Here is a 13,792-nt window from a genome sequence, read left to right on the forward strand (position 1 = left end):
GTAAAACGTGTCAGTCGTAAAAAGGGTAAGTCTCTGCAGCCTCTGTTTTACTTGACATGCTGCCCATTATCAGGGTTTCCCAACTGACAAGGACTTATTGACAATATTCTGCGACCGCATTGCCCGCATCGGCATAGCCTAAATTCTGCGCTTGTTTGAGACTCAGGCAACCACTCTCGCGCTCATTGTTTATCATTTGGGCAATGCCCAATCCATAAAAAGCCTTCCCGAACTTCGGGTCTGACTGAATGGCCTGCTGAAAATCGGCAATAGCGCCGGGCAGATTTTTTTCCGTAAACCGCAGATTGCCCCGATTATAGAGCGCCAACGCATTCTTTGGATTTAAGGAAATAGCTTTCGAGAAATCCGTGAGCGCTGGTTGAACCTGCCCTTGCGTGGCGAACAACTGTCCCCGGTTGAGAAACAACTCAGCAGCAATGTTCCGGCTGGTGTCAGGTACTAACCGAATAGCATCCGAGTAATCCTTCAAGGCCCCCGTTTGGTCATTTTGCGCGACTTTCAGTAACCCCCGATTGTAATAAGGCCGATAAAAATCGGGCTTTAATTTGATGGCCTGGTCATAGTCCAGGGCGGCATTTGCATATTCCTTTAACTCAAAATAAGCAACGCCCCGCGAGTTAAATGCTTCCACATTGGACGCATCCGACTCAATTGCTTCGTTCAACACTTGCACAGCCTCTCTGAATTTGCCTTCTTTTAAATAAATCCGGCCTTGTTCAACGTTTTTATCCGATGAGCTACACGCACTGATACTGAATACGATACCTAAAATTAATCCTACTGAATGCTTCATACTTACTTGATTTGGCCGTAAAGGTACGGGCGAAATTTGGTCGTTTGGCTAACATTTACTTAACTTTGCATCGGCAAATCGGTGCTACCAGCTCCTGCTGAATCCCCCAGGTCTTGACCGAAGCAAGGGTAGGTGGTCGTAGCGGTGAGACATTGGTTTGCCATTTTTTGTTTCCGTCCAATCTGGTATCGTTTTTCGGGACGGTTACGCTGTTTAGCGGGTTATGCGTTTAGCTGTAGTAAACCGCTAAATTTTCTGAACCCAACATGGACTTACTCGATCAGCTTACCCATTCCTTCCGACAAGCGTTCAACACTGAACCTATCCTGATTTGCTCCCCTGGTCGCGTTAATCTCATTGGCGAACATACTGATTATAATGAAGGATTTGTGCTGCCAGCAGCCATTGACAAGGCAATTTACCTGGCCGTAAGTCAGCGCGCGGACAGCGAACTCCATTTCATTGCGCATGATCTTGACAAAACCTATCAGGGTTCATTGACCAACCTGACGCCTACCCACACCTGGGCCGATTATCTGCTCGGTGTCGTGGCACAATTTCGGCTGGCAGGTCATGCCCTGAACGGCATCAACTGTGTGTTTGGTGGCACGATTCCCATGGGCTCAGGACTGTCGTCGTCAGCAGCCCTCGAAAATGGAGTAGGTTTCGCCCTGAATGAACTCTTTCAGTTAGGAGTCGATCGAATAGACATGGTGAAGTTGTCGCAACGGGCCGAGAACGAGTTTGTGGGCGCTAAAGTGGGGATCATGGACATGTTTGCCAGCATGATGGGCAGGGCCAATCATGTTATCAAACTCGATTGCCGGTCCCTCGATTATACGTACGCGCCTTTACGAATGGATGGCATAAGCGTTGTTCTGTGCGACTCACAGGTCAAGCACTCTCTGGTAACCTCGGAGTACAATACGCGCCGGGCCCAATGCGAAGCGGGCGTTCATTTTCTGCAAACGTTTTACCCCGAAATCAAGAGTCTGCGCGATGTGACCATGCCAATGCTCGATCAGCATTTGCGTGATGCGGAACCACTGATTTATCGTCGCTGTGCGTACGTTGTTCAGGAAAATCAACGACTACTCGATGGGGTAACGGCCCTTGAAGCCGATGATATTGCGGCATTTGGCCAACTGATGTATGGCTCGCACGAAGGGCTAAGCCATTGGTATGAAGTGAGTTGCCCCGAATTGGATATACTAGTGGATATTGCCCGGCAGCAACCCGGCGTGCTGGGTGCCCGGATGATGGGCGGAGGCTTTGGAGGCTGCACGATCAATCTGGTTCAGGAAGATGTGCTGGACGATTTCAGAAAGCTGATTACCAAACAATATAAAGCCCGAACGGGGAAAGATACGTACCTTCACGTCTGTAAAATCCAGGACGGGACGCATGTAATTAGTTAGAAGGGTCGTTCAGGCAGTCGATTTATCTGTCTACCAATTCCTTACTGACTAATGACTCGACTGTTTAACTGTTTAATTGTTTAACCATGAAATTTTTCATTGACACAGCCAATCTGGCTGACATTCGCGAAGCCCAGGATATGGGGATTCTCGACGGGGTTACTACCAACCCATCACTGATGGCGAAAGAAGGTATTACGGGCAAAGACAACGTAATGCGCCATTATAAGCAAATCTGCGAAATTGTACAGAGCGATGTTAGCGCTGAAGTTATCTCCGTCACCTACGACGAGATGATCAAAGAAGGTGAAGAATTGGCCGATATTGACGAAAATATCGTGGTAAAAGTGCCAATGAGTGGCGACAGCATCAAGGCAATCAAATATTTTTCTGAAAAAGGCATCCGCACCAACTGTACGCTGATTTTTTCGGCTGGTCAGGCACTACTGGCCGCTAAAGCAGGAGCTACCTACGTATCTCCCTTCGTTGGCCGGTTAGATGATATTTCAACTGACGGTATGGCCCTGATCGAGCAGATCGTGACCATCTTTACCAACTACGGTTACACCACCGAAGTACTGGCGGCATCCGTACGTCACCCGATGCACGTTATCCAATGTGCGGAGATTGGCGCCGATATCATGACAGCTCCTTTGAGCGTTATGAAAATGTTGCTTAGCCATCCCCTCACGGATAGCGGTCTGGCTAAATTCCTGGCTGACCACGAAAAAGCAAATCTGCCAGTAAAATAGTTTACGGTGACTGGTCTTTGAGTTTAGGTTTACAGTTGGTTGGCGCACGTTCGATTTTGTACCAGCCAACCGTAAACCTAAATTCCGGAACTGACTACCCGGAACCTAAACCATCCTTATGTTTTCTACGGAACCCGTTCTTACGCTCGATCATGCCGACATCTACCAGGAGAAGAAGTTGGTACTGGGCGACGTATCCTTTCAAATCAACAAAGGCGACTTTGCTTACCTCATCGGCCGAACGGGCAGTGGCAAAACCTCGCTTCTGAAAACGCTGTATGCCGACCTCTGGCTTCAAAATGGGAAAGGAACTGTCGCGGGTTATTCGCTCGACGCGCTGAAGCCCCGGGATATTCCGCAGCTACGCCGAAAAATTGGCATTGTCTTCCAAGATTTTCAGTTATTTTTTGATCGCTCGGTCGAAGATAATTTGAAGTTTGTGCTCAAGGCAACCGGCTGGAGCAATAAAACGGACATGAACAACCGTATTGCCGAGGTGCTCATGCAAGTTGGTCTGGGAACGGCCCAGAAAAAAATGCCCCATCAACTTTCGGGTGGCGAACAGCAACGGGTAGTTGTGGCCCGTGCGATGCTAAACGAACCGCAAATCCTCATTGCGGATGAGCCCACCGGTAATCTGGATCCGGCCGTTACGGACCAAATCATGAAAGTATTCCAAGCCATCAACAATGCCGGTACGGCTGTTCTGATGGCTACCCACAATTACGACCTTCTGCACAAATACCCCGCACGAGTGCTGCGCTGCCAGGATGGTCAGGTGATCGAACTGAAAGGGTAATTGGCTGTTATCATCTTACGATCACAACGGGATGACCCTGCTGAAAGAGGATTGTAGTCAAGTCAAGGTTCGTTGGATTCAAAATGAAGCGCGTATTATGACTTCTTCGTCCTGGATTTAGCGATCCTCTCTAATACAATTTTGGCATTTTCGCCCATAACCTTATCCACTTCGTCACTAGTCAGACCTTTCACTTTTAAAGCTTCTGCCACCTGGGGGTATTGCGTATAATTGGTTAAAACCGGCTGAAAGTTGGCACTCATATCAGTACCGATCCCTACGTGATCAATGCCGACCACATCAATCAGTCGCTTTATGTTATCGATATACTCATCAAAATTTTTATTGAACCCCGAAGGCCAAGCACCGATGACCCCGCTTGTATCGGCAACTAATTTTGCGTGCTCTTTGGAAATAGCCCTTAGTGCAATTGGACGATCGGCATCCAGTTGCAAAATACTATGCGATAAAATGATCGGGGCATTTGTCAGGTTGGCGACATCTTTAGTCGTTTGAAATGAAGCGTGGGCTACATCAATCACCATGCCTAATTCATTCATCTTTTTTACGACGTCTTTACCAAACGGCGACAATCCATTAAACGTTGTTTCAGACGTTTGAAGATCACCGAGATTATTAGGTGCGTAGTGCACCAATTGAATAGATCGAACCCCATCCTGATACGCTTCTTCAATCCGACTTAGCTGGTCATCTAAAAAATCACCCCCTTCTACCGCTAGATACCCAACTGGACCGCTGGTTTTAGCATTCAGTTCATTTAGGTCGCTCGAAAATGGAACGCCCATCTGCGCAAACACCTCTTTAAGGCGCTGTAGCTGGCGTTTATATTCTGCCCAGCCATCTCCCGGTGCATATTTTCGATTAATAATAATCCCTTTTGGGCCTGGTTTTATCAAAGGCGCATCAGCTACCAGAGCGAGAAACCCGCTGGTCAAATGGCCTTCCTTCATGTCCCTAACCGTTTGCGTTGTCTCCCCGTTATGCGCAAAGTTACGCTCGGTAAACGACCATCCCGGATGGCAATGAAAGTCAAAATAGATTGACTTTTTGGCCGCTGGTCTCGTAAAGGCTACCAGCTTATCTACAGGCAATAAAGAAGCACCAGCCGCTAGCGTACATACATTTTTCAGAAATCGCTTTCGTGTCTGCATAAGAAGGCTTTTTATAAAGAGGTTGTGTTCAACCGTGTAAAATAAGCACGATTGAAGCAAGTTCACTTATTTCGTCTCAATTATGCGTGCAAGGTATTCCTCCTGTTAAATCTCCTCAGCAGCATATCTCTTCTGGGCGATAATGTTCAAAACAAACGGGTCAAGGTAAAGGCAACAGAAGAAACAAAGGCGCTGTGTCATAATTTGCGGAAGATCAATCGAAAGCATATTCTGCTTGATCATCAACATGTCACTGAATACAACACAGTTGGGCTGGCGATGAAAACAGATTCGGTGCTGAATCAGTGACTGGCTCTCACCCGGCCATTGTTGGCGTCGACTTTAATGGTTCATCCGACCGTCCAGCCAAGGTTATTGAAAAGACTAAAGCTTACACTAAAAATTTATGTGAATAGTTGAATCTAAACAATCTATGCACCCTGAACCGTTAATTACCTTGATTACTATAGAGATCGTTTGAATGTGTGAGCAGTCTAATAAAGCATGTAACATCCATTGGATTACTATTTTTTTTAATATATAACAGTAGTTAATCCATCATGACTTCATAAACTTGCTGAGTTATTAAAATAATGAACTAAACGTACATAAGTAGTTTAACTATTTCAAATGCTTTGGCAATCAAACTCTGTGTTTCTGCAGAATAAGATCATCCGTTAAGACTACTCCCTGATTGTTTGATATGAATATACCGTTTACAATTGATGAAGAATCAACAATTTCGCAATCGGTCGTTGATTATAAGAAGAATCAAAAACAGCGAAAGGTATTAGCTCACTTATATACCGAAGGAACCTGTACACTTGCCCACCTCACAAAGACACTGCACAGCAGCGTGCCATCCGTTACGAGTCTCGTAGAAGAGCTTATTAATACGAAGTGGGTAACGCCAATCGGGACAGCCACCGGCAGCAATGGACGCCGACCCGTTTTATTCGGTCTAAACACACAACATAACTACGTGGCCGTGCTGGATGTCAGTACGCACGACACCAAAATTCTGTTCATGAACATTTACCGAAAAATTATTTTTCGGGGTGATTATGATTTACGGCTTCAGGATAATCCAACTTTTTTGTCCTCATTGGCTCATTATTTTACTAGCGCACTGGCCGATTCGGGCATCAAGCCAAAGGATATTCTCGCCGTTGGGGTGTCGATGCCGGGGTTGATCGATGCCCGCCGGGGCATAAACTTAACCTATATGAATCTCCAGCAAACCGGAGAATCGTTAACACATGGGTTATCTGAACTGCTAAACAAACCGGTTTATCTGATTAACGATACTAAAGCCACTGTACTTGGTGAAAGCCGATTTGGCGGAGCCCAAGGCAAAAAACAGGTTCTGGCCATCAATATCGACTGGGGTGTAGGACTCGGTATCGTCGTCAATGGCGACGTATTTCAGGGGGCCAGTGGATTTGCCGGCGAACTGGGACATATCCAGGTTGATCCGGAAGGCGAGCTTTGTTACTGTGGTAAAATCGGATGCCTCAACACCATTACCTCGGCATCGGCACTGGTTAAACGCGTGCAACGGGATATTTTGGCGGGACAGGTTTCTAAAATGGCTTCTTTCCGGGATCAGGTCGATCAAATTGACATCGACGAAATTATCAACGCAGCCCATCATGGCGATTCCTACGCGATTGATGTGCTGCATGAAACGGGCTTTCAATTGGGCAAAGGGTTGGCCGTGGCCATCAGTTTGTTCAATCCTGAGATCATTATTGTGGATGGCGTGCTGGCCAAAGCAGCTGCTTTTATTTTAAACACCATCGAGCAGGCGATCAGTAAGTATTGCTTGAGCGATTTCCGGAATGACATGACCATTGAACTCACCCAGTTGGAAGGAACCGCCAAATGGCTGGGCACGCATGCCTACATGATGGAAGACATTTTCGCGAACTATTGATCAGCAAAAAGGGTGAATTTCAGGATGTCAGTGCTGACTGGCCCTGGAATTCACCCGCTCTATATATACGTAACTGCGCCCCTATTTCGCCTTCAGGTAAGAAAAGGGAATAATCATCTCTTCGAGCGACACGCCACCATGCTGGAAGGTATTGCGATAATGGTTAACGTAATAGTTGTAGTTGTTTGGATACGCGAAGAAATAATCTTCCAGCGTAAACACGTAAGCGGTCGATACGTGTGGCTTCGGCAGGAATAACCGCTCTGGTTTACGGCCCACAAACAGGTGATTGTCATCAAAGCCAAGGTTTTTGCCCTGTTTGTAGCGCAAGTTCGTGTTGGTTTCGCGATAACCAACAATCTTGGCGGGTTTCTGCACCCGGATCATTCCGTGGTCGGTTGTAACAATTAACCGACCGCCTTTAGCCGCAACTTTCTGAATAAACTCCAGCAAAGGCGAGTGCAGGAACCAGGACCGGGTGATGGACCGATACGCTGACTCATCGGGAGCCAGTTCCTTGATCATCGCCATGTCCGTGCGGGCATGCGACAGCATATCCACGAAGTTGTAAACAATAACATTCAGTTGATTCTGCAGCAGGTTATTGAAGTTATCGACAAGCGATTTACCCTGGTTGACATTCAGAATCTTATGGTATGACATCTTGATATTCAGGCGACTTTGCTCAAGTTGCCGACGCAGAAACTCCTCTTCGTGGTTATTCAGCCCCTCGTCTTCGCTGTCGTCATTAACCCATAAATCAGGATGCTTCCGCTCCATTTCACTGGGCATCATGCCCGAGAAAATGGCGTTCCGGGCAAATCCGGTCGTCGTTGGCAAAATAGAGTAATAAGACGATTCCTCTTCAACAGTAAAGTATTCGGCCAGCAGAGGCTCGATAATTTTCCATTGATCGTAGCGTAGGTTATCGATCAGCAGAAAGAACAGGGGTGCCCCACCGGCCGGTGCTCCACCCGACGCGGCCGAGCTGCCACCGGCTTCCACCAACGGAAACACTTTCTTGCGCATCAGCTGATGCGACATGACAGGGCTTTCCATTTTTGGTTCGTTCAGCCAGTCTTCGTAATTGTCCATCACGAACTTACAGAATTCAGAGTTCGCTTCACTCTTCTGCATGTTCATCACCTCCGACATACTTTTATCCTGCGAGCTGTCGAGTTCTAACTCCCAATAGATGAGCTTTTTGTAGACATCTACCCATTCGTCAAAATCCATGCGATCATTGTACTGCATGGAAATGTTGCGAAAATCCTGCTGATAGCCAATGTTGGTACGTTCCGTTACGAGCCGTTTGTTATCCAGGATCTTTTTGACTGACAGCAGAATTTGATTAGGGTTGAGGGGCTTGATCAGGTAATCGGCGATTTTAGAGCCGATGGCCTCTTCCATGATGTGTTCTTCTTCACTCTTGGTAATCATAACCACCGGCAGGTTGGGGCGTATCTGCTTTATCTGCGACAGTGTTTCCAACCCGGTCATACCGGGCATCATTTCATCCAGAAATACAACGTCGTAGTTCGTCTGCTCAACCTGATCCAGCGCATCGGCACCACTATTGACAGGGGTAACGTCGTATCCCTTATTTTTCAGAAAAAGAATGTGGGGCTTGAGGAGGTCTATTTCGTCATCGGCCCAAAGTATCGAATAATTTTGCATAATAGTGTAAGGAGTGAGAAGGTAGGAGTTAGGAGAAGGACCTTACCGCCGGTAATGCTCCCTTTTTAACACCTCGCTCCTTCATAGTTAAACAGCAAACGACCGCTTCTGTTCAGGTGGTTCGGCGTTAAGGTTTTTTAACAGCAGAAAAAGGTATTTTTGTCAAAACTATAGCCAATAAAGTAAACCAAAACCGTTCTTTGAACCGGACAATCCTACAATTGATTGCCGGTTCTATATAAAAACAGACCTATTTTTCCCTAATTTTAGACGATATGCCGTTTATAGAGTTGGCCGTTGTGCATGACTTCGACTACTTCCCGGCTGATACTACTCCATGAAAAAAAATCCTGTTCCCACTGCATTATGGCTGGTAAGCGGCATATTATCCCTTCATGCTATTGAGGCTAAGCCAGTTATACCCGCAAAGGCAACTGTTGCTGATTCGATTGGCGTTGAAAAAAAAGAAGGTAAACGATTTATTATCCACCGTGTCGACGAGGGCCAGACGCTTTATGCCATCGCCCGTCGGTATGGTCGCTCAGTAGCAGATATAAGAGCGGCCAATCCAACGCTGACTAATACGGTCAAATACGCTGAACTGGTCAGAATTCCCATTCCCGATGGCACCCTGAGCCGGAAAGAAGAAAAAGTAATCGATAAAGCGATCAAGAAGCAGGAGAAATCGGAGAAAAAAGAAGCGAAAGCCGTTGAGAAGGAAAAAACGGTAGTCGAGCCTAAAGAGCCGTCAGTATCTAAAGAAGCAAAGTCTGAAAAGACGGCGGATAAAAAAACAGCTGAAAAACAAATTATCAGGGCCGATGATCCAGCGAAGGTGGGAATACACGTGGTTGAACCCCGGCAAACGCTGTATAGTCTGGCCAGCCGGTACGGGGTGTCGCAGGCCGATTTGCGCAAATGGAACAACTTACCCGGCAACAACGTCCTGATTGGTCAGGCATTGATTGTTTCTGAAAAAGCTTACGTGGATCGTATGCCATCGTCTCCGGCGCCAGCCACACCGGCAAAAGTAAACGAAACACCCGCAAAGCCAACCGAAACACCAAACCGACGGTCCGAACCGGAAACGACACCCCATGTACCAACCCGGCCGGCCGAGACGCATCCTACCGAACCAAAATCGGTAACACCCGCGGAGCCAAAACCCGAACGCTCACCCGTACCTACACCCGCCCCGGTCGCCACAAAACCCGTTGAACCGGAAGCCAGGCCAGCCGCGAAACCAGTCGAAAAAACAACCGACAAATTAACGGAGAAGTCATCCGAAAAGCCAGCCGAAGTAATTGAACCACCCCGGCCGGGCAATGATGCACCCATGCCAACACGCGGTCGGCGAATGTCAAGCAGCGGGGTAGCCGAGATGATCGAGGGCAACGATGGTTCAGGTAAATATCTGGCCTTGCACCGGACAGCCCCCATCGGCACGCTGGTTCAGGTACGAAATGAATTTAACAACCAGAGCCTGTGGGTAAAAGTAATTGGCCGGTTGCCCAACACTGGCGTGAATGATAAGATTCTAATTAAATTATCGACACAGGCCTTTGCGAAACTTTCGCCCGAGGATCGGCGTTTTCGGGCTGAGGTAAGTTACATTGTTCGATAACTCAAGTATGGAAACAAAAGAAGAACGGATTGCCCGACGTCACCGTGAACGCGACGAACAAATGAAAGCTTCGCCGGGCTATTTGACATTCAGCATTATGTTCACCCTGGCTTACCCGTTCATCGCGGTCTTCACGTTTGTCATGTCCGGACTGCTGGCTATTTTTTCGGGTATTTCGAAAGCAGCGGCCTGGGTGGTTAGTGGAGGAAGGAGTAAATGATGACCGATGAGCGTAAACACAGTTCTTCTTTAAAAGACTTTTTAGATGCGAAGGCCGATCAATACAATCGGCCTTCCTTTATTGAGCGCGATCCCATTAGTATTCCGCACCGCTTTAGCCGGAAGCAGGACATTGAAATTATGGGATTCTGGGCGGCCGTTCTGGCCTGGGGCCAACGCCCGGTTATTCTAAAAAAAACAACTGAATTGGTTGAGCTTATGGATGGGGACCCTTATGATTTCATCCGGAGTCATCAGGAAAGCGATCTGAAGCGTTTTTTGGCCTTCAAACATCGCACGTTCAACGCAACCGACGCGCTGTATTTTCTCCACTTTTTCCGCCAGTATTACCAGGAGCATGACTCCCTGGAAGATGCTTTTCTACCTAACGTATCATGGAAGCTGTCCGCCGAAACAAGCGATTCTCTGACGGAGCCATTCGCGGTCGAGCAGTCGCTGATTGCGTTTCATGACCGGTTTTGCGGACTTACCGATTTTTTCCCCGAACGCACGCGGAAACACATTGCGACCCCTGCGCGGAATTCGGCCTGCAAGCGATTGCTGATGTTTTTGCGCTGGATGGTACGACAGGATGACCGGGGCGTTGATTTTGGCATCTGGACACGTTTGCGCCCTGATCAGTTGGTCATACCGATCGATGTGCACGTCAACCGGGTAGCTCGTCAGTTGAAATTGCTTTCCCGCCCCCAAACCGATTGGAAAGCCGCTCTTGAGCTAACCGAAACCCTTCGGCAATTTGACCCGTCGGACCCGGTTCGGTACGACTTCGCCCTTTTTGGCCTGGGCGTGGAAGGCGAGATGTAAATTTTTTTTGGGGTTTACACTGGTTTTTTCGGACTTCTACAAAACAATACATAGTCTGGAAGGATTACAAAAGCACTGACCTGCATTTTTACAATATGCCCTTTCAGATAACGACCCAGGAATTTGGCACACTGCCAGACGCAACCGATCCACTAATTGAGTACGTACTCGAACATACCGAAACAGGCGAATTCATCACCATTGTTCCAGGATATGGGGGTATTCTCCGCCGGTTGGTGTTACGAAAAGGCCACGATCTGTTTGCCCTCTTACTGACGCCCGAGTCACCGCAAGCTCTTTTCAGTGATGAAGGCTACGCGGGTGCGCTGCTTTATCCATTTCCCAGCCGGATTCGGCATGGAATCTATCACTTCGAAGGGGCCGACTACACCCTGAAAATGAACGAGTCGAAGCGGGACAATGCCATTCATGGATTTGTTCATGGGCGGCCCTTTTCGGTCGTCAGTCAGGAAACAACAGCTACGTATGCTCAACTGGTGGTACGTTATGTGTATGAGGGCGACACAATCGGTTATCCGTTTCCGTTTACCCTGACAGTTACGTACAAATTAGTACAGGCCAATCAACTAAACTACGGAGACCATGCAGATGATGACCGTATGTGTGCCCTGCAAATCAGCTACTCAGCACTCAACACAGGCTCCACGCGTTGTCCGGCTGCCTTTGGCTGGCATCCGTATTTCACTCTTTCGGAAGAACCTGTCGATCAAATGAGCTTGTCGTTGCCAAACCGGTCACCTATCGTTCTTAATGAGAACATGATTCCGGAGGGTAGACAGGGGCTTGAGCCGGGTGGTACAATAATGTTGGAGGGACAGCAGCTCGATACGGCTTTTGCCATTGAGCCAACGAGCGAACCGGGTGCGCCAGATCCGTTTGCCGAAACGATTCTGACCTCTTTGGAAACGGGCGTCAAACTCGTTGTTGGCCAGCAAACTGGTGAGAACAAACTTAATTACCTTGTTTGTTACACACCGCCCCGGCGGGATAGCATTGCCATTGAGCCGCTCACAGCCAATGTTGACGCCTTCAATAACGGCGACGGTTTAACCATTCTGAACCCAGGCGAAACACTTTCCGGTACGATGTGGGTGAGGCTGTCGTAACAACTACGTGGCATTAAATTATTCGTTCGCCTATCGCTTTGGCCACGGCTTCGGTGCCGCACTGAACATGGAGCTTATGGTATATATTTTTTAGATGCCTGCGTACCGTTTCAACGGAAATGGTACCGTGAATGGCAATCATTCGATACGTATATCCCTGGGCGAGCCATTTTAAAATTTGCCGTTCACGCTCGGTAATATTATACGTTGGCCGAGCAGGCTGGGGTGCCTGCTGGAAAGTTTTCAATACCCGACGGGCAATCCCCGGCGACATGGGTCCTCCCCCATCGATTACTTCATGCAGGGCATTCAGAAGTTGAGTCGACGTGTCTTTTTTTAGCAGATACCCATCAGCGCCATTGCTCAGGCAGGCAAATAGCCGATCATCGTCATCAAAAACGGTGTGCATCAATACGGCAATATCGACACTGACTTCCTTTATTAACCGGACGCAGTCAATCCCGTTACGGCCCGGCATGTCGATATCCATCAGCACCACATCAGGCTTATCCTGACGCACCTGCTCCATAACCCGTCGCCCATTGCTGTAAGCCCCAACGACCGAAAAGTCCGCAACACTCTCAACCAGTAGTTTGAGTAACGCCCGCAAGTCGTCATTGTCTTCGTAGATAGAGATGGTCGTCATAGTTTACGGGCGTAAAAGTTGAACCCAACAAACATTTATTAACAAAGGACACACATTGAAAAGGGTTTGTCAATAACCCTTTCGGGTCAGTCCATTACCTTGGGCTGCACACATCGAACTCGAGGCTACAAAATGTCGGTTCGTTGTTCCCGTCGACGGACTCGTCATGGCTAAGTCCCCCAATTTCTCCCTTGTCATCAGTTCGCCACTTCTTGACTCAAGTGTACCGAACCGGTTGCTCAATGGGTGAAAAGGGTTATGGATAAGGCTACAGCTATTAGGGACATTTGACCAACCAAATTTAGCCTTAATAATACTATGAAAAGCCTCATTGTGAGCGGGTTGCTCTTATTTCCCGCATTTAGTTTCCAAACCACAGCCGTCAATTCACCGGATGTGACCGGCTCCTGGCGCATGATCGCTCATCGGGTAGACCCCGCCCAAAATGGGGTTACAGACATTTACACGCATTTCAAAGACCTTTATGGCGGCTGTCAGGAGGACATGGGCTTACTACTCAACGCCGATGGTACGTTGAAAATGACTCCCGTTAAGGGATGCCAAAATCCGCTGGGTAACCTGATCATGAAAGCGGCCAGCAAGTTTATGCCTTCCGGCAAAGCCTCGTGGGAAGCCACAGGGAACAAAATCGTCTTGCAGGATGGTAAGGGGCACCGTACGGAGTACGACCTACAACTGAGTGGTACAACCATGAAATGGGTGTTCGATGAAGCGCAAAAAGAGACAACAGTTCGGCACACCGTCGAATTCCAACGTAATTAA

The 13,792-nt window shown here is 48.0% G+C and carries 13 protein-coding genes; 9 read left to right on the top strand and 4 right to left on the bottom strand.

The genetic code is table 11. From position 1 onward, the window contains the following. Positions 1–94: 94 nt before the first annotated feature. Positions 95–814, bottom strand: coding sequence for a tetratricopeptide repeat protein (locus ACYU8Y_RS20930; protein WP_460940038.1), 720 nt, complete (start codon positions 812–814; stop codon positions 95–97). A gap of 266 nt (positions 815–1,080) precedes the next feature. Here ACYU8Y_RS20930 and galK point away from each other — a divergent pair, with 266 nt between their 5' ends. The 3 genes from galK to ACYU8Y_RS20945 all read left to right on the top strand — a co-directional run bounded on the left by galK (position 1,081) and on the right by ACYU8Y_RS20945 (position 3,783). Continuing rightward, positions 1,081–2,232 (top strand): galactokinase, encoded by a 1,152-nt coding sequence (galK, locus tag ACYU8Y_RS20935; protein ID WP_460940039.1) that lies wholly within the window; start codon positions 1,081–1,083, stop codon positions 2,230–2,232. 86 nt (positions 2,233–2,318) lie between these two features. Continuing rightward, positions 2,319–2,984 (top strand): fructose-6-phosphate aldolase, encoded by a 666-nt coding sequence (gene fsa, locus ACYU8Y_RS20940; RefSeq protein WP_046575350.1) that lies wholly within the window; start codon positions 2,319–2,321, stop codon positions 2,982–2,984. Positions 2,985–3,102: 118 nt separating this feature from the next. Continuing rightward, positions 3,103–3,783 (top strand): cell division ATP-binding protein FtsE, encoded by a 681-nt coding sequence (locus tag ACYU8Y_RS20945; protein WP_460940040.1) that lies wholly within the window; start codon positions 3,103–3,105, stop codon positions 3,781–3,783. 95 nt (positions 3,784–3,878) lie between these two features. Here the strand turns inward: ACYU8Y_RS20945 and ACYU8Y_RS20950 are convergent, their stop codons facing one another. Then, a complete protein-coding gene (locus ACYU8Y_RS20950; protein WP_460940041.1) occupies positions 3,879–4,955 on the bottom strand; it encodes a dipeptidase in 1,077 nt (358 codons plus the stop codon). A gap of 703 nt (positions 4,956–5,658) precedes the next feature. On the opposite strand from ACYU8Y_RS20950, the gene ACYU8Y_RS20955 reads away from it, so the two are divergent. Further along, positions 5,659–6,891 carry an ROK family transcriptional regulator gene (locus tag ACYU8Y_RS20955; RefSeq protein WP_460940042.1) on the top strand — a complete coding sequence of 411 codons (1,233 nt, stop codon included), beginning with the start codon at positions 5,659–5,661 and terminating at the stop codon, positions 6,889–6,891. Positions 6,892–6,972: 81 nt separating this feature from the next. Here ACYU8Y_RS20955 and porX read toward each other — a convergent pair whose 3' ends face one another. Further along, positions 6,973–8,568, bottom strand: a complete 1,596-nt coding sequence (porX, locus tag ACYU8Y_RS20960) for a T9SS response regulator signal transducer PorX (protein WP_460940043.1) — start codon at positions 8,566–8,568, stop codon at positions 6,973–6,975. 337 nt (positions 8,569–8,905) lie between these two features. Here porX and ACYU8Y_RS20965 point away from each other — a divergent pair, with 337 nt between their 5' ends. The 4 genes from ACYU8Y_RS20965 (at position 8,906) to ACYU8Y_RS20980 (ending at position 12,363) form a co-directional block, all read left to right on the top strand. Then, the gene (locus ACYU8Y_RS20965) at positions 8,906–10,192 is read left to right on the top strand and encodes a LysM peptidoglycan-binding domain-containing protein (protein ID WP_460940044.1); all 1,287 of its coding nucleotides are present in this window, start codon (positions 8,906–8,908) and stop codon (positions 10,190–10,192) included. Positions 10,193–10,199: 7 nt separating this feature from the next. Continuing rightward, positions 10,200–10,412: a hypothetical protein gene (locus ACYU8Y_RS20970; protein WP_460940046.1), complete on the top strand. Its 213-nt coding sequence runs from the start codon at positions 10,200–10,202 to the stop codon at positions 10,410–10,412. Next, the gene (locus ACYU8Y_RS20975; protein WP_460940048.1) at positions 10,409–11,236 is read left to right on the top strand and encodes a TIGR02757 family protein; all 828 of its coding nucleotides are present in this window, start codon (positions 10,409–10,411) and stop codon (positions 11,234–11,236) included. The genes ACYU8Y_RS20970 and ACYU8Y_RS20975 overlap by 4 nt, the downstream gene beginning before the upstream one ends. A gap of 95 nt (positions 11,237–11,331) precedes the next feature. Further along, entirely contained in the window at positions 11,332–12,363 is a 1,032-nt protein-coding gene (locus tag ACYU8Y_RS20980) for an aldose epimerase family protein (protein ID WP_460940050.1), read from the top strand. A 13-nt stretch (positions 12,364–12,376) separates the two neighbouring features. Here the strand turns inward: ACYU8Y_RS20980 and ACYU8Y_RS20985 are convergent, their stop codons facing one another. Continuing rightward, entirely contained in the window at positions 12,377–13,009 is a 633-nt protein-coding gene (locus ACYU8Y_RS20985; protein ID WP_460940052.1) for a response regulator, read from the bottom strand. A 318-nt stretch (positions 13,010–13,327) separates the two neighbouring features. On the opposite strand from ACYU8Y_RS20985, the gene ACYU8Y_RS20990 reads away from it, so the two are divergent. Then, positions 13,328–13,792 carry a hypothetical protein gene (locus ACYU8Y_RS20990; RefSeq protein ID WP_460940054.1) on the top strand — a complete coding sequence of 155 codons (465 nt, stop codon included), beginning with the start codon at positions 13,328–13,330 and terminating at the stop codon, positions 13,790–13,792.

The organism is Spirosoma humi, assembly GCF_054776575.1.